Source organism: Burkholderia sp. AU45274, from assembly GCF_030482505.1.
Classification (GTDB): Bacteria; Pseudomonadota; Gammaproteobacteria; order Burkholderiales; family Burkholderiaceae; genus Burkholderia.
The window spans coordinates 26,775-42,959 of the sequence record NZ_JAUJQE010000005.1; the positions used below are offsets into that span (position 1 = coordinate 26,775).

The following is a 16,185-nucleotide window of genomic DNA, read 5'->3' on the forward strand; positions in this document are numbered from 1 at the left end:
CTGCCGGGGGAACGCGCAAAACGCGCTTTCCCTTTGCTTCTATAATGCGCGGACCATGTAGCCGGCCGTCCCCGCCGGCGGAGAACCGCATGAAACACTCGATATTGCGCGTCCTGCTCGCCACCTTGCTGATCGGCAGCGGGGCAGCGGCGCGCGCCGACCAGGCCGACGGGCTCGCGCTGGCTCAGCGCAAGAACTGCATGGCCTGCCACGCGATCGGCAAGCCGCTGATGGGCCCGTCGTTCCACGACATCGCCGGCAAGTATGCGCCGCGCGGCGACGCCGTCGATTACCTTGCCCAGTCGATCGTGAAAGGCAGCGTCGGCGTATGGGGCGGCGTGCCGATGCCCGCGAATACGCAACTGACGAACAGCGAAGCCCACACGCTCGCGCAATGGGTGCTGTCGGTGCGCTGAACCGGACGCCCGGGCCGAACGGCCAATCTGCCGGATTCCGGCGACTGGCGGGCATACCCGACTAACCCGTGCAGTGCCCCGCCGATAACTTCACCGGCCCTTACTGGATCGCACTCCGTTTTTCAGCGAAACGCCTGTTGCTTAGCCGGAATGACCGGCGTGGCGCCGTGCGATCTCTTCGTCGACCGCGTCGCGGACCCAGCCCATCACCTCGGTTTCCAGCGCCAGCGCCACTTCGCGCGTGATCTGGCCGACCAGCCAGGCCGAATGCTCATGCAGTGCATCGCGACAGCGGGCCTCGATCGCGTCGCGCCCTTCCCCAGTCAGATAGTTCGTCAGGCGATTGCGCAGGCGCTCGGCGATGTGCTGCGCATCTTCCGGCGTCAGCCCGGCTGCAGCCTGCGCTTCAGGCTGCCGCGCAGCGACTGGTACGACGGCCTCCGGCAGGTGCGCTTCACGCGCATGCCCCACCGCCTCATGCGCCACCGCTGCGAACGCGGGTAGCGACACATCGGCGTCGGCCAGCGACGATTGCAGCGGCGCGCGCATGGCCGCCGAATCTTCGGCGACCACGTGCTCCACGGCGCCGGGTTCGGCCGGCGCATCGGTCTCGCCCATCGCTGCCGCGACAGCCGTCGCCACGTCGCCCGGCAGTTCGACCGCCGGCACGTGCGGCGTCGGCACGCATTCGACCACGACGGAATCGGGGTCAAGCTCACTTTGCGCGGATTCGGCCGGCGCCGCATCTGCGGCGTGCGGCGCGACCACGTCGGTGAGCACCGGAATCGCCGCGCTGGCGGGCGGCTGCGGCGCGTCGGGCGCGGGCGAGCGCGCCGGCACCGGCTTGCCCGGCACCAGCACGTCGGTCAGCGTCGGGATCGAGGATGAATCGGCTTCGGTCACGGGAACACTCCGTTGACGGTTGCGGCTAGCTGCCCTGCTTGTAGTTGTTCAGCGCGTAGCCGCGGTCGCGGTAGAACCGGTAGCGGTCGCGGCCCGCGGCCAGCTCGTCCGGCGCATTGCCGACCACTTCGAGCAGGCGCTCGAAGCGGGCGAACTGCGCGGGCACGGCTGCGCCGAGGTTCAGCAGCACGTGATGATGCGGCGCGCGGTCGAGATCCGCGGCCAGCACGATCGGCGTGCCGGCTGCGTGCTCGCTGTCGACACCGCAATGCGGGATGAAATCGAGCGGCGAGAACGTCCAGAGCCGCTCGTCGAGCGCGCGCAGGCGCGCGGGCTCGGCGAGCACGACGACCGGCTGCCCGGCCAGGTAGGCCTTGCGCAGCAGCCGGCACGCATACGCGAGCGAATCGCCGACGTTCGAGTGGAAATCGATCCGCGTCATTGCCCGCGTACCCGCAGCGTCGTCAACACCGCCATCACTGGCCGGCGCGGTCGATCAGGAACTGCGCGAGCAACGGCACCGGACGGCCCGTCGCGCCCTTCGCCGCGCCACCCTTCCATGCGGTGCCCGCGATGTCGAGGTGGGCCCACGGATAGCTCTCGGTGAAGCGCGACAGGAAGCACGCGGCCGTCACGGCGCCGGCCGGGCGCCCGCCGATGTTCGCGAGATCCGCGAAGTTCGACTTCAGCTGATCCTGGTACTCGTCGTCGAGCGGCATGCGCCATGCCGGGTCGTTCGCTTCGCGCGACGCGTCGAGCAGTTCGCCCGCGAGCGCGTCGTCCGTCGAGAACAGGCCGCTGTTGTGGCCGCCCAGCGCGATCACGCACGCGCCCGTCAGCGTGGCAACGTCGATCACGGCGGCCGGCTTGAAGCGCTCGGCATACGTGAGCGCGTCGCACAGGATCAGACGGCCTTCGGCGTCGGTGTTCAGCACCTCGATCGTCAGGCCCTTCATGCTGGTGACGATGTCGCCCGGCTTCGTCGCGTTGCCGCCCGGCATGTTCTCGCAGGTCGGCACGATCGCGACGACGTTGATCTTCAGGCCCATCTCGGCGACCGCACGCATCGTGCCCAGCACGGAACCCGCGCCGCACATGTCGTACTTCATCTCGTCCATGCCCTCGCCCGGCTTCAGCGAGATGCCGCCCGTGTCGAACGTGATGCCCTTGCCGACCAGCACGACCGGCGCGGCCTTCGCGGCGGCGCCCTGGTAGTGCAGCACGATGAACTGCGGCGGCTCGACCGACGCGCGCGCGACCGACAGGAACGAGCCCATCTTCAGCGCCTGGATCTGCTTGAGCCCGAGCACTTCCGCCTTCAGGCCCCAATCCTTCGCGATCTTCTTCGCGGTGTTGCCGAGGTAGGTCGGCGTGCAGACGTTGCCCGGCAGGTTGCCGAGGTCGCGAGTGAGATCCATCCCGTTCGCGAGCGCGACGGCCTGCTTGACCGCGACCTTCGCGGCCTTTTCGTCGGACGGATCGACGCTGAACACGACGCGCTTGAGCGTGTGCGACGCCGGCTCCGGCTTGCTCTTCATCTGCGTGAAGCGGTAGGTCTCGTTGCGCAGCGCGAGGATTGCCGCGCGCACGCCCCAGTCGGAGCTGCGCTCGTCGACCGGCAGTTGCGCGAGCGTGAACGTGACCTGGACGACCTTGGTCGCCAGCAGCGCGCGCCATGCGGCCGTCACGGCATCGTTATAGGCTTTCTGATTGAAAGCATCCTGCTTGCCGAGGCCGACCAGCAGCACGCGCGACGCGCCGATGCCCGACACTTCGTGCAGGAACAGCGTCTTGCCGCGCTTGCCGTCCATGTCGCCGGCCTTGATCACGCGCGAAACCAGCCCCTTGGTGGCCGTGTCGATATCGAGCGCCGCGCCCGACAGGGTCTGCGCCTCGAAGATGCCGAGCACGATGCAGTCGGACTTCCCGGTCAGGAACCCCTTCGCCTCGCCTTTGCTCCAATCACAGCCTTTTATGCTAAAGTCCATCGCGCTTGTCCTCGGATAAAATCTGGGCTAAGGATGAAAGCCGCAATTATCCGCTATTTTTCCCGTGGCGGCGCGAGCGCTCCACCACGCGTGCGCAGCCTCCCGCCCTCTTCTCATCAAGAATGATCTTCGAACGCTCCCTCCAGCGCGAGCTTGCGTATACGGCTGGCGCCGTGTTCATGGTGCTGCTCACGATCATGCTCACGACGATGATGATCCGCATCGTCGGCTACGCCGCGTCCGGTGAAATCGATCCGCGGGACGTCCTCGTGCTGATCGGCCTCACCGTGATCGGCTACCTCGCCGTGATGCTCGTCGTCACGCTGTTCGTGTCGATCCTGTTCGTGCTGACCCGGTGGTACCGGGACTCCGAAATGGTCGTGTGGCTCGCGTCCGGCGTGAGCCTCACGCGCCTCATCAAGCCGATCGGCGTGTTCGCCACGCCGATCATCCTGCTGATCGCCTTCTTCGCGTTCGTCGGCTGGCCGTGGTCGAACCAGCAAAGCAAGATGATCAAGGCGCGCTTCCAGCAGCGCGACGAGATCTCGCTGCTCGCGCCGGGCCAGTTCCGCGAATCGGCATCGAACCACCGCGTGTTCTTCATCGAGAAGATGACGCCCGACCAGAGCAAGGTGCAGAACGTGTTCGTGACCTCGACCGAGAACGGCAAGGTCAATGTGGTCGTGTCGCAGACGGGGCACACGGAAACGCGCGACGGCAGCCGCTTCGTCGTCCTGGAGGACGGCCGCCGCTACGACGGCACGCCCGGCCAGCCGAACTTCAAGATCATGGAGTTCGAGCGCTATGGCGTGAAGATCACGAGCACCCCGGTCACCAACGTGCAGACCACCAACAGCACGCCGACGCCGGACCTGCTGCGCAACCCGACGAACGACAACCTCGCGGAATTCGCGTGGCGCGCGGGGCTGCCGCTGATCGCGATCAACCTGATGGTGCTCGGCATTCCGCTGTCGTACCAGAACCCGCGACGCAGCCGCACGATCAACCTCGTGATGGCCGTGCTGATCTACCTCACGTACTCGAACCTGCTGAACGTCGTGCAGTCGCAGATCGAGCAGGGCAAGATGTCGTTCGGCGTCGGTCTCGTCGGCCTGCATCTGGTCGTCGCGGCGATCGTCGCGTTCATCTTCTGGTTGCGCGTGCGCAATCGTCCGCTGTTTACACGCGCGCTGTTCGGCCGCTCGGGAGCATGATCGATGCGGCTCTATGAAAAGTACTTCGCGCGGCAGATCTACGTCACGTTCGTCTTCATCCTGTTCGCGTTCTCGGGCCTGTTCTTCTTCTTCGACCTGATCAGCGAACTGAACTCGGTCGGGCACGGCAACTACAAGTTCGGCTACGCGGTGCTGCGCGTCGCGCTGCAGACCCCGTCGCGCTTCTACGAAATCATCCCGGTCGCCGCGCTGATCAGCGCGATCTACGTGTTCGCGCAGATGGCCGCGAACTCGGAATTCACGATCTTCCGCGTATCGGGCCTCGCGACCAACCAGGCGCTGCGCTCGCTGCTGAAGATCGGCGTGCCGCTCGTGATCATCACCTACCTGATCGGCGAATTCGTCGGCCCGTACGCCGACCAGCTGTCCGAACGCGTGCGGCTGCAGGCGCTCGGCGCATCGGTGTCGTCGAACTTCCAGTCGGGCGTGTGGGTGAAGGACACGCTCGCGGCCCGTGAAAACGGCGAGCAGGTCACGCGCTTCGTCAACGTCGGCAGCCTGTCGCCCGACTCGACGATCAGCAACGTGCGCATCTACGAATTCGATTCGAAATTCCAGCTGCGCAACGTGCGGATCGCGCAGACGGGCCGCTACGAGCCGCCCGGCCACTGGCTGCTGAAGGGCGTCAACGAAACCGAGCTGACGCCGATCAAGCCGATCAGCGGCCAGCCGGCCGATGCGCTGAACCCCGTGTACCGGTCGCAGCAGGTATCGCTGCCCGAATACCGGCTGCGCTCGGACCTGACGCCGCAGATCCTGTCGGTGCTGCTCGTGTCGCCGGATCGCATGTCGATCATCAACCTGTTCCGCTACATCCAGCATTTGCGCGAGAATCAGCAGGACACGCAGCGCTACGACATCGCGCTGTGGCGCAAGCTGCTGTATCCGTTCGCGGTGTTCGTGATGCTCGTGCTGTCGCTGCCGTTCGCGTACCTGCACACGCGTGCGGGCGTGGTCGGCGTGAAGGTGTTCGGCGGCATCATGCTCGGCATGAGCTTCCAGCTTCTCAATACGCTGTTCTCGCACATCGGCACGCTGAACACGTGGCCCGCGCCGCTCACCGCGGCGACGCCGGGCCTGATCTATCTCGCGCTCGGCCTGTTCGCGCTCAAGTGGGTCGACCGGCACTGAGCGCCGCGTCACGACGGAGGTTTCGACATGAGCTCGCATGGCATCGTCCTGTTCGGCCACGGCGCGCGTGACCCACGCTGGGCCGAGCCGTTCGAACGGCTCGCCGCGCGGCTGCGCGGCGCCCCCTCCCCCGCCGCACACGTGTCGCTCGCGTTCCTCGAGCTGATGACGCCGTCGCTCGGCGACGCGGTCGCCGGGCAGGTCGCGGCCGGCTGCACGCACATCACCGTGGTGCCCGTGTTCTTCGGCCAGGGCGGCCATGTCCGCCGCGACCTGCCGCAGCTCGTCGACGCATGCCGCGCCGTGCATCCGGGTGTCGAGATCCGCTGCGCGACGGCCGTCGGCGAAGACGACGGCGTGCTCGACGCGATCGCGCGCTACTGCATCGACCAGATCGGCGACGACGCGTAAATCACGCCGTCACGGCCCACAAAGAAAAAGCGCCGGCTTCCGCCAGCGCTTTTTTCGTTTGGAACTCCAGCCGGATTCCGCTCAGGCCGCATTTCGCAGCACATCGCCCACTTTCGCCTGCCCGGCGCGCTCGGCGAACGCATCGCCGATCATCAGCAGGCTCGGTTCCGCGGGATCGAGCCACGCCTGCGCGTCGCCCGCCGCCATCTGCGCGAGCGTCAGCGTCAGCGTACGTTCGCGCGCGGTGCTGCACGCCTCGACGATCGCCACGGCCGTCGCCGGCGCACGGCCCGCGTCGATCAGCTCCTGCGCGATGCCGGGCGCGCTGTCGCGGCCCATGTAATAGACCATCGAATCGGCGCGCGCGGCTTCGCGAATCTCGTCGCTGCCCGGCGCGCGGCTGTGCGTCGCGAACGCGACGCTGCGCGACACGCCGCGCAACGTCAGCGAACGCTTCAGCGTCGCCGCCCCGGCCAGTGCCGCGGTGATGCCCGGCACGACCTCGTAGTCGATGCCGGCCGCTTCCAGCGCGCGCATCTCCTCTTCGGCGCGACCGAACAGCATCGGGTCGCCACCCTTCAGCCGCACGACGCACGCATGCTCGCGTGCCGCATCGACGATCTGCTTGTTGATGAAGTGCTGCGCGGTCGAGCGCTGCCCGCAGCGCTTGCCGACGGCAATCCGGCGCGCATGCGGCGCGTAGTCGAGCATCGCGGGCTCGACGAGCGCGTCGTGCAGCACGACGTCCGCCTGCTCGAGCAGCCGCGCGCCGCGCACCGTGATGAGGTCGGCCGCGCCCGGCCCTGCTCCGATCAGATACACCTTGCCCATGTTTATCGCTTCGCCTTCCAGCGGGCGTCGGCTCCGGCCCGCGCCGCCGCGAAGCGGCGCGGTTGCCCGGTCACGCCGAGAACGCCCGGATCATCCCTGCGGCGACCGTGTGATGCGTCGCCTCGTCGATCAGCACGAACGCACCGGTACCCGGATGCGCGTCGTACGTGTCGCACACGATCGGCTTCTGCAGCGTCAGCGCGACGCGGCCGATGTCGTTCATCTTCAGATCGTGACGGTCGGTCGCGTGCGACAGCGTGTGCACGTCGAGCACCTGCTTGACGCCGCCGATCTTCGCGAACACCGTGCTGGTGGTCTGCTTCAGCAGGTATTTGCGCTGCGGCGACAGCGGCGTCTCGTCGAACCAGCACAGATCGGCTTCGAGCTTCTTCGCCGGCTCGACCGGCTCGGCGGACGTGACGAACATGTCGCCGCGCGACACGTCGACGTCTTCCGCGAGGCGGATCGTCACGGTCTGGCCCGCGAACGCGTGCGGCACGGACGCGGTGCCGCCCGGCACCGGCGCGACGATCTCGGCGACCGTCGCCGTGCGGTTCGACGGCAGCACGACGATCTCGTCGCCGACCTTCACTTCGCCCGACTCGATCCGGCCCATGTAGCCGCGGAAATCGTCGGCCGAGCTGCCGTCCTGGCGCGCGACCCACTGCACGGGGAAGCGCAGCGCGTCGTGCGCCTGCGTCTCGACCGGCAGCGATTCGAGCACGTCGAGCAGCGGTTCGCCCGCGTACCACGGCATGCGCTCGCTCGCGCCGACGATGTTGTCGCCCTTCAGCGCCGACACCGGCACGAAGCGCACGTCGCTCAGGCCAAGCTGCTTCGCAAGCGTGACGTATGCATCGCGGATCTCGTTGAAGCGCGCTTCGCTGTAGTCGACGAGGTCCATCTTGTTGATCGCGACGATCACGTGCTGCAGCCCGAGCAGCTTGACGATCGCGCTGTGGCGCTTGGTCTGCGGCAGGAGTTGCACGACACCGTTCTCGACCGTGATGCGCGTCGCGTCGATCAACACGATCGCCGCGTGCGCGGTCGATGCGCCCGTCACCATGTTGCGCGTGTACTGCTCGTGGCCCGGCGTATCGGCGATGATGAACTTGCGCTTCGCGGTCGCGAAGTAGCGGTACGCGACGTCGATCGTGATGCCTTGCTCGCGCTCGGCTTCGAGGCCGTCGGTCAGCAGCGCGAGGTCGAGCTCGTCGCCGACCGTGCGCTTGTTTTTCGCACGCGACAGCGCGGACAGCTGGTCGGACAGCACGGCCTTGCTGTCGTACAGCAGGCGGCCGATCAGCGTGCTCTTGCCGTCGTCGACGCTGCCTGCGGTAATGAAGCGCAGCACGCCGAGGTCTTCGGTGTTCTCGATGATGCTCATGATGTGAATGTCCTCGTGTGCTTCAGAAATAACCTTGCTTCTTGCGCTGTTCCATCGCGGCTTCGGAGGCCTGGTCGTCCATCCGGGTCGCGCCGCGCTCGGTGATCTCGGTCACCGCCGTCTCCGCGATGATCTTCTCGACGTCGTCCGCATCGCTCTCGACCGGGCACGTGCAGGAAATGTCGCCGACCGTGCGGAAGCGCACCTGCGCGAGCTCGCTCGTCTCGCCGTCACGCATCGGCGTGAGCGGCGTGACGGGCACGAGCAGCCCGTTGCGGCGCACGATCTCGCGCTGGTGCGCGTAATAGATCGACGGCAGTTCGAGGTTCTCGCGCGCGATGTACTGCCACACGTCGAGCTCGGTCCAGTTCGAGATCGGGAACACGCGCAGGTGCTCGCCCTTGTGCAGGCGGGCGTTGTACAGGCTCCACAGTTCCGGGCGCTGCGCCTTCGGATCCCACTGGCCGAATTCGTCGCGGAACGAGAAGATGCGTTCCTTCGCACGCGCCTTCTCTTCGTCGCGGCGCGCGCCGCCGATCAGCGCCGTGTAGCCGTGCTGCTCGATCGTCTCGAGCAGCGTGACGGCCTGCGCGGCATTGCGCGAATCGGTTTCGCGGCGCAGCACGACCGTGCCGCGCTTGATCGAATCCTCGACGTGGCCGACGACCAGCTCGGCACCGAGTTCTTGCGCGCGGCGATCGCGGAAGTCGATCACTTCTTCGTAGTTGTGGCCCGTATCGATGTGCACGAGCGGGAACGGCAGCGTCGTCTTGCGGTTCGCGCCGAGGCCGAATGCCTTCAGTGCCAGATGCAGCACGACGACCGAATCCTTGCCGCCCGAGAACAACAGCGCCGGCTTGCTGCATTCGGCGACCAGTTCGCGCAGGATGTGGATCGACTCGGCTTCGAGCCAGTCGAGGTGGCCCATGCGGTTGTCGGCACCGGCGGGCGGGGCAAAGGCGGATTGCTCGAGCGTCGTGCTCATGATTTCAGTCCTTCTCTTCTGGGTTCGTGCCGCCCGCTGTCGCAGGCGGCGCAATATTCAGTTTCTTGTCAGGCTTTCAGCGCGTGGCGCCGGCAACGGCGTCCGCGGGAATCGGCGTGATCGTCGTGATGTGCAAGCCGCATTCCTTCGTATCGCGCGACTCCCACCACCAGCGGCCCGCGCGGCTGTCTTCGCCGGGACGGATCGCCCGCGTACACGGCTCGCAGCCGATGCTCGGGTAGCCGCGCGCATGCAGCGGGTTGACCGGCACGTCAAACGCCTTAAGGTACGCCCACACGTCGCTTTCCGTCCAGTCGGCGAGCGGGTTGTACTTCGCGATCCCGCGCGCTTCGTCCTGCTCTTCCTCGTGCAGTTCGGCACGCGTGACCGACTGCTCGCGGCGCTGGCCCGTGACCCATGCGCCGACGTCCGCGAGCGCGCGATTCAGCGGCTCGACCTTGCGGATGTGGCAGCACGACTTGCGCAGCTCGACGCTCTCGTAGAACGCGTTCAGGCCGTGCTCGGCGACGTACTGGTCGACCGCGTCCTGCTGCGGATGGAACTGCTCGATCTCGTAGCCGTAGCGCTCGCGCACGCGGTCGATCATGCCGAGCGTTTCAGCATGCAGGCGGCCCGTGTTCAGCGAGAAGATGCCGATCCGCACGCCCTTCGACAGGATCGCATGCGTGAGCAGCATGTCTTCCGCCGCGAGGCTGCTCGCGAACTTCACCTTCTCGTGACGGGCACCGATCTGCGCGAGCAGCGCGTCGAGGCGCTCGACCTTCGCGGCGAGTTCCGGCGTCAGCGCGGTGGCGGTCGCGGTGCTCATGCGCCCACCTTCGCGTCGGGCGTCGCGCCGCGGCGGCGGAACAGCGGTTCGGGCTGGTCGAACGCGCCCTGGTAACGCTGCGTGAATTCCGTGAACGCATTCAGCGCGTCGTGGATGTCCTTGTCGGCGCGCACCGCGTACGCATCGAAGCCGCAACGCGACATGTACAACAGCTGGTCGCGCAGCACGTCGCCGATCGCGCGCAGCTCGCCCGTCCAGCCGTGGCGCTCGCGCAGCAGGCGCGCGATGCTGTAGCCGCGGCCGTCCGCGAAGCGCGGGAAGTCGACCGCGATCAGCGAAATCGCGCCGAAATCGGCCACGAGATCGGCCGGCTCGCTGTCCGGCGCGAGCCACACGCCGAGCTCGTCCTTCGTCTTCGCGGCGACGAGCGCCGCGCGCTCGGCCTGCCACAATGCGAACGGCACCAGCACCTTGCCGGCCGGCAACGCGTCGACCGCGGGCAGTGCACCGTCTTCCGCCGCGCGCACGACCTGCCATGCATCGTCGATCACTGCGCGGTTCTTGATAATCGAAGCCATCTGCTAATTCCTTCTACCCGGTTGGTTACGCGTTCACTGCCTGGCGCGCCGCATACACGCGCTCCTTGAACGGCGCGATGCCGATGCGATCGTACGTGTCGACGAAGCGCTCGCCGTCGATGCGCGATTCGACGAACGTGTCGATCAGCTTCGCGATCACGCCGGGCACTTCCTCCGCCGAGAACGACGGCCCGATCACGCGGCCGAGGCGCGCGCCGTTCCGGCCCGTGCCCTGCTCGCCGCCGAGCGACACCTGGTACCACTCGGCGCCGTCCTTGTCGACGCCGAGGATGCCGATGTTGCCGACGTGATGGTGACCGCACGAGTTCATGCAACCGGAAATGTTCAGCGACAGGTCGCCGAGGTCGTACACATAGTCGAGATCGTCGAAACGCTGCTGGATCGCCAGCGCGATCGGGATCGACTTTGCGTTCGCGAGCGAGCAGAAGTCGCCGCCCGGGCACGCGATGATGTCGGTCAGCAGGCCGATGTTCGGCGTCGCGAAACCGGCTGCCTTCGCCTTTTCCCACAGGGCGAACAGGTCGCGTTTCTTCACGTTCGCGAGAATCAGGTTCTGCTCGTGCGACACGCGCAGCTCGCCGAACGAGTAAGCGTCGGCCCAGTCGGCCACCAGATCCATCTGCTGGTCGGTCGCGTCACCCGGCGCGATACGGTGATCCTTCAGCGACAGCGTGACGGCGGCATAGCCGGCCACCTTGTGCGGGGCAACGTTACGCTCGACCCAGCGCGCGAACGCCTTGTTCTCGAGCAGGTGCTGTTCGAACGACGCGTCGGTGTCGGCCAGCTTCTCGTAGACGGGCGGCTGGAAGTACTGCGACACGCGGTCGACTTCCGCCTGCGTGAGCGTCGACGGGCCGTCCTTCAGGTGCTGCCACTCTTCCTCGACCTGCTGCGCGAACTTCGCGGGCGACAACGCCTTCACGAGGATCTTGATGCGCGCCTTGTAGAGGTTGTCGCGGCGGCCGTAACGGTTGTACACGCGCAGCACGGCTTCGCAATAGGTGAGCAGGTGCTGCCACGGCAGGTCTTCCTTGATCACCGCGCCGATGATCGGCGTACGGCCGAGGCCGCCGCCCGCGAGGATGCTCGCGACCACTTCGCCCTGCGCGTTCTTCTTCAGGTACACGCCGAGGTCGTGGATCTGCACGGCCGCACGGTCGTCCTTCGAGCCCGACACCGCGATCTTGAACTTGCGCGGCAGCCATGCGAATTCGGGATGGAACGTCGACCACTGGCGCAGGATTTCCGACCACGGACGCGGATCGATCTCTTCGTCCTGCGCGACACCGGCGAACTGGTCGGCCGTGATGTTGCGGATGCAGTTGCCCGACGTCTGGATGCCGTGCATCTGCACCGACGCGAGCTTCGCGAGGATCTCGGGCGTTTCTTCCAGCTTGATCCAGTTGAACTGGATGTTCGAGCGGGTCGAGAAGTGACCGTAGCCGCGGTCGTGTTCGCGGGCGATGCGTGCCAGCATCCGGAGCTGATCGCTGCGCAGGTTGCCGTACGGAATCGCGATGCGGTGCATGTACGCGTGGCGCTGCATGTACAGGCCGTTCTGCAGGCGCAGCGGACGGAACTCTTCTTCGCTCAACTCGCCCGACAGCCGGCGGCGCACCTGATCGCGGTACTGCGCGACACGCTCGTCGACGATCGTCTGGTCGTATTGGTCGTACTGATACATTCGGGGACCCCAGGGTTTTCGTGGTGACCGCGCGACGTCCTAGCCACGTCGCGCCCGAATCTCCGTTCCGCCGCTATCGCCGGCCTTCCGCTGCCCGGCTGGATTGCTAATGACGAAAACAGATATCCATATTTGAAAAACTCCGGTGAATCGTAATAAACTCGCCTTATATTTCAAACGACTAAAAAATTCTGTTGATATGCGGAAGGGTTATAAATGAACCTGCACCAATTTCGCTTCGTGCGCGAGGCCGTCCGGCAGAATTTCAATCTCACCGAGGCCGCCAAGGCGCTCTACACGTCGCAACCGGGGGTATCGAAGGCGATCATCGAGCTCGAGGACGAGCTGGGCGTGGAGATCTTCACGCGGCACGGCAAGCGCGTGCGCTCGCTCACCGAGCCGGGCCGGATCATCCTCGCGTCGGTCGAGCGGATTCTCCAGGAGGTTGAAAGCCTTAAAAGGGTCGGAAAAGATTATGCAGCCCAGGATCAGGGCAACCTGACCATCGCCGCGACCCACACGCAGGCCCGCTACTCGCTGCCGGCCGCGATCGCCGAGTTCAAGAAGCGCTTCCCGAAAGTGCACCTGTCGATCCTGCAGGGCAGCCCGACGCAGGTGGCCGAGATGGTGATCCACGACCAGGCCGATCTCGCGATCGCCACCGAGGCGATCTCCGACTACAAGGAACTCGTGTCGCTGCCCTGCTTCCAGTGGCATCACGCGGCCGTCGTGCCGGCCGACCACCCGCTGCTCGAACGCAAGCCGGTCACCCTCGACGATCTCGCGCAGTACCCGCTGATCACGTACGACGATGCGTTCGCGGGCCGCAAGAAGATCAACCATGCGTTCGCGCTGCGCGGCCTGTCGCCGGACATCGTGCTCGAGGCGATCGACGCCGACGTGATCAAGACCTACGTCGAACTCGGCCTCGGCGTCGGCATCATGGCCGACATCGCGTTCAATCCCGAGCGTGACCGTAGCCTGCGGCTGATCCCGGTCGGCCACCTGTTCGGCAGCAACGTGACGCGCGTCGCGCTCAAGCAGGGCGCTTACCTGCGCAGCTATGTGTATACGCTGGTCGAACTGCTGTCGCCGACGCTGAACCGCAAGCTGATCGAGCAGGCGCTCAAGGGCGAATCCGAATCGTACGAACTCTGAGCGGCGTGTATAACCACGGGGCGCACATCGCGCCCCTTTTTGCTGTCCGACGGAGAATTCCGCATGACGCTTCTCGCCCTGTTGCGCCGCGCTGCCGGCGCCGCTCTCGTACTGGCCAGCGCCGCCGCGCATGCCGACCTGAAGGTCGGCGTCGACCTGTCGTCGACCGGCCCGGCGGCCGCGATCGGCATCACGAGCAAGAACGCGATCCTGATGTGGCCGAAGACGATCGCCGGGCAACCCGTGCAGGTGACGGTGCTCGACGATGCGTCCGACCCGGGCACCGCGGTGCGCAACATCCGCAAGCTGGTCGACGAGGATCACGTCGACGTGGTGGTCGGGCCGAACATCACGCCGGCCGCGCTCGCGGCGCTCGATGCGGTGGCCGCCGGGCAGACGCCGATGATCACGCTGGTCGGCTCCGGCGCGATCGTCGAGCCGCAGGAAGGCGCGCGGACCTGGGCGTTCAAGATGGCGCAGAGCGACCGCGCGATGGCCGACGTGATGACGCGCCATATGGCGAACCACGGCGTGAAGACGGTCGGCTTCATCGGCTTCGCCGACAGCTACGGCGATAGCTGGCTGAACGAGTTCACGCGCTTCGCGGACCTGCGCAAGATCCGCGTCATCGCGACCGAGCGCTTCAACCGCACCGACGCGAGCGTCACGGGCCAGGCATTGAAGCTGATCGCGGCGAAACCCGACGCGATCCTGATCGCGGGCTCGGGCACGCCGGCCGTGCTGCCGCAGCGCACGCTGATCGAGCGCGGCTACAAGGGCCCGGTCTACCAGACCCACGGGATCGCGACACCGGAATTCATCAAGCTGGGCGGCAAGGATGTCGACGGGACGCTGTTCCCGACCCAGCCGGTGGTCGTCGCGCGCACGCTGCCGGCCGATCATCCGTCCCGCAAGGCCGCGCTCGCGTTCGTCGACGCGTACGAAGCGAAGTACGGTGCCGGCACGGTCACGCAGTTCGCGGGCGACGCGGCGGGCGTCTACCCGCGCCTCGCCGACGCGGTCGGCCGCGCGCTGAAGGCCGCGCAGCCCGGCACGCCCGCGTTCCGCGCGGCGCTGCGGCGCGAGCTGGAACGTGCGCACGAGCTGGTCGTGCCGAACGGTGTCGTCAACACGAGCGACAAGGATCATGTGGGACTCGACCAGCGCGCGAGCGTGATGGGGATCGTCAAGCAGGGCCGGTTCGTCTACCTCAGTCAGTGACTTGGACGGCCCGCAACCGGGCAGCTTGCCCAGCGGCGGGATTTCGGACATAATCCGCGTTTCGCCGCGCACCATCGCATGCGCGGCCAGGATCAAGCCCAGGTGGTGAAATTGGTAGACGCAGGGGACTCAAAATCCCCCGCCGCAAGGCGTGCCGGTTCGATTCCGGCCCTGGGCACCAGCATTCTCGCAGCGTGAGCGCTGCGCCTCCCGAAACCCGCGCAAGCTCGCCGCTTCGCGGGTTTTTTGTTTTTGCCGCCCGCGCCGCAACGCGCGCCCCGCGCAACAGTCCAAGCGGCATGAGGATGCGCGGCACGGAGGCACGCCATGTCCATGCGCACGATTTCATCCCCGCTCCGCCGCCGCGTGCTCGCCGCGGTGCTGTCGCTCATGCTGGCCGGCTGCGATGTACTGACCGCGCCGCCGGTGCCCGACTGGCCGGGCCCGCACGCGCCCTACCCGTTCCCGGACAATATTCCGCATCGCACCGAATGAGTGGACCGGAAGGCCACCGTCGGCACGTCAAGTCGAGCGCAGGCTCAGGCCATCAACGCCCGCACGAAGTCGAGAAACACGCGCACCTTCGCGGAAACGAGGTTGGACGCGTGGTGATACGCGTAGAGCGGAAACGTCTCGTCCGCCCATTCCGGCAGCAGCAGCACCAGCCGCCCGTCGGCAAGGATGTCGCGCGCATAGAGTTCCAGCAGCTGGGCAATCCCCGCGCCGCCCAGGCACGCGCCGAGCAGCATGCCCGTATCGTTGACCATCAGCCGGCCGGCGGCATCGAACGGCATCACCTCCTTGCCGCGATGGAATTCCCATTCGAACGGCCGCCCCGTCACCGGGTCGCGGATCAGCACGCAGCGATGCCCGCTCGCGAGATCCCGCGGGTGCCGCGGTTCGCCGTGGCGCGCGACATAGGCCGCCGACGCGCAGGTCAGCACGCGCGTTTCCAGCAGCAGCCGCGCACGGTATGACGATGGTTCCGGAATGCCGAACCGCACCGCCACGTCGAACCCGTCGGCGACGAGGTCACCCATCCGGTCGCGCACGCTGATCTCGACGGACAGGTCGGGAAAGCGGTCGAGAAACTCGGCCATCTTCGGCGCCAGCACGTAGTGGCCGAACGTCGCGTCGACGTTGACGCGCAGCCGCCCCCTGACACGCGCCTTCGACTGGCCGGCGTCGATCGCCGCGTCCTCGATGCCGGCCAGCAGCGGCGCGACCGCTTCATAGAAACGCCGCCCTTCGTCGGTCAGCGTGATCGCACGGGCCGTGCGGTTGAAGATCCGGATGCCGACGCGCTCCTCCAGCCGGGCGACGGCACGGCTCACCGCCGGCTGCGTCAACCCCATCGCCTCGCCGGCGCGCGCGAAGGTGCCGGCCTCGATCACCGCCGAGAGCACGCCGATCCCGCTCAAAAGCCTGCTGTCGAATGCCATGAGA

The 16,185-nt window shown here is 66.9% G+C and carries 17 protein-coding genes and 1 tRNA gene; 8 read left to right on the forward strand and 10 right to left on the reverse strand.

The window, feature by feature from the left end:
- Nucleotides 1-89: 89 nt before the first annotated feature.
- Entirely contained in the window at nucleotides 90-416 is a 327-nt protein-coding gene (locus QZM35_RS19130) for a c-type cytochrome (RefSeq protein ID WP_089426118.1), read from the forward strand.
- 141 nt (nucleotides 417-557) lie between these two features.
- Here the strand turns inward: QZM35_RS19130 and QZM35_RS19135 are convergent, their stop codons facing one another.
- The 3 genes from QZM35_RS19135 to QZM35_RS19145 are packed head-to-tail and all read right to left on the reverse strand — an operon-like array spanning nucleotide 558 to nucleotide 3,307.
- The gene (locus tag QZM35_RS19135) at nucleotides 558-1,319 is read right to left on the reverse strand and encodes a DUF2486 family protein (RefSeq protein WP_089431582.1); all 762 of its coding nucleotides are present in this window, start codon (nucleotides 1,317-1,319) and stop codon (nucleotides 558-560) included.
- Between the two features lie 25 nt (nucleotides 1,320-1,344).
- Entirely contained in the window at nucleotides 1,345-1,761 is a 417-nt protein-coding gene (locus QZM35_RS19140; RefSeq protein WP_039368072.1) for a DNA polymerase III subunit chi, read from the reverse strand.
- 34 nt (nucleotides 1,762-1,795) lie between these two features.
- Nucleotides 1,796-3,307, reverse strand: a complete 1,512-nt coding sequence (locus QZM35_RS19145; RefSeq protein WP_089426120.1) for a leucyl aminopeptidase — start codon at nucleotides 3,305-3,307, stop codon at nucleotides 1,796-1,798.
- 122 nt (nucleotides 3,308-3,429) lie between these two features.
- On the opposite strand from QZM35_RS19145, the gene lptF reads away from it, so the two are divergent.
- The 3 genes from lptF to QZM35_RS19160 are packed head-to-tail and all read left to right on the forward strand — an operon-like array spanning nucleotide 3,430 to nucleotide 6,084.
- A complete protein-coding gene (gene lptF / locus QZM35_RS19150; protein WP_089426121.1) occupies nucleotides 3,430-4,521 on the forward strand; it encodes an LPS export ABC transporter permease LptF in 1,092 nt (363 codons plus the stop codon).
- 3 nt (nucleotides 4,522-4,524) lie between these two features.
- Complete coding sequence (gene lptG / locus QZM35_RS19155) at nucleotides 4,525-5,673, forward strand: LPS export ABC transporter permease LptG (RefSeq protein WP_089426122.1); 1,149 nt, start codon at nucleotides 4,525-4,527, stop codon at nucleotides 5,671-5,673.
- Nucleotides 5,674-5,700: 27 nt separating this feature from the next.
- The gene (locus QZM35_RS19160; RefSeq protein ID WP_089426123.1) at nucleotides 5,701-6,084 is read left to right on the forward strand and encodes a sirohydrochlorin chelatase; all 384 of its coding nucleotides are present in this window, start codon (nucleotides 5,701-5,703) and stop codon (nucleotides 6,082-6,084) included.
- An 81-nt stretch (nucleotides 6,085-6,165) separates the two neighbouring features.
- Here QZM35_RS19160 and cobA read toward each other — a convergent pair whose 3' ends face one another.
- From cobA to QZM35_RS19190, 6 genes are all read right to left on the reverse strand, one after another.
- A complete protein-coding gene (gene cobA / locus QZM35_RS19165) occupies nucleotides 6,166-6,915 on the reverse strand; it encodes a uroporphyrinogen-III C-methyltransferase (RefSeq protein ID WP_089426124.1) in 750 nt (249 codons plus the stop codon).
- Between the two features lie 70 nt (nucleotides 6,916-6,985).
- Nucleotides 6,986-8,302, reverse strand: coding sequence for a sulfate adenylyltransferase subunit 1 (locus tag QZM35_RS19170; RefSeq protein WP_089431585.1), 1,317 nt, complete (start codon nucleotides 8,300-8,302; stop codon nucleotides 6,986-6,988).
- Between the two features lie 22 nt (nucleotides 8,303-8,324).
- The gene (gene cysD, locus QZM35_RS19175; protein WP_034192618.1) at nucleotides 8,325-9,287 is read right to left on the reverse strand and encodes a sulfate adenylyltransferase subunit CysD; all 963 of its coding nucleotides are present in this window, start codon (nucleotides 9,285-9,287) and stop codon (nucleotides 8,325-8,327) included.
- Nucleotides 9,288-9,363: 76 nt separating this feature from the next.
- Nucleotides 9,364-10,116: a phosphoadenylyl-sulfate reductase gene (locus tag QZM35_RS19180; RefSeq protein ID WP_301776634.1), complete on the reverse strand. Its 753-nt coding sequence runs from the start codon at nucleotides 10,114-10,116 to the stop codon at nucleotides 9,364-9,366.
- Nucleotides 10,113-10,655, reverse strand: a complete 543-nt coding sequence (locus QZM35_RS19185) for a DUF934 domain-containing protein (protein ID WP_301776635.1) — start codon at nucleotides 10,653-10,655, stop codon at nucleotides 10,113-10,115. Before QZM35_RS19185 ends, QZM35_RS19180 begins: the two co-directional genes overlap by 4 nt.
- Nucleotides 10,656-10,680: 25 nt before the next feature.
- A complete protein-coding gene (locus QZM35_RS19190; protein ID WP_089426127.1) occupies nucleotides 10,681-12,360 on the reverse strand; it encodes a nitrite/sulfite reductase in 1,680 nt (559 codons plus the stop codon).
- 216 nt (nucleotides 12,361-12,576) lie between these two features.
- Between QZM35_RS19190 and QZM35_RS19195 the strand changes: the two genes are divergently transcribed.
- From QZM35_RS19195 to QZM35_RS19210, 4 genes are all read left to right on the forward strand, one after another.
- Complete coding sequence (locus tag QZM35_RS19195) at nucleotides 12,577-13,518, forward strand: CysB family HTH-type transcriptional regulator (RefSeq protein WP_046544612.1); 942 nt, start codon at nucleotides 12,577-12,579, stop codon at nucleotides 13,516-13,518.
- Nucleotides 13,519-13,581: 63 nt separating this feature from the next.
- Nucleotides 13,582-14,739: an ABC transporter substrate-binding protein gene (locus QZM35_RS19200; protein WP_089426128.1), complete on the forward strand. Its 1,158-nt coding sequence runs from the start codon at nucleotides 13,582-13,584 to the stop codon at nucleotides 14,737-14,739.
- 96 nt (nucleotides 14,740-14,835) lie between these two features.
- A tRNA-Leu gene (locus QZM35_RS19205) sits at nucleotides 14,836-14,920 on the forward strand.
- Nucleotides 14,921-15,066: 146 nt separating this feature from the next.
- Nucleotides 15,067-15,234: a hypothetical protein gene (locus tag QZM35_RS19210; RefSeq protein WP_179255068.1), complete on the forward strand. Its 168-nt coding sequence runs from the start codon at nucleotides 15,067-15,069 to the stop codon at nucleotides 15,232-15,234.
- Between the two features lie 44 nt (nucleotides 15,235-15,278).
- Here QZM35_RS19210 and QZM35_RS19215 read toward each other — a convergent pair whose 3' ends face one another.
- A complete protein-coding gene (locus QZM35_RS19215) occupies nucleotides 15,279-16,181 on the reverse strand; it encodes a LysR family transcriptional regulator (RefSeq protein WP_089426129.1) in 903 nt (300 codons plus the stop codon).
- Nucleotides 16,182-16,185 lie beyond the last annotated feature (4 nt).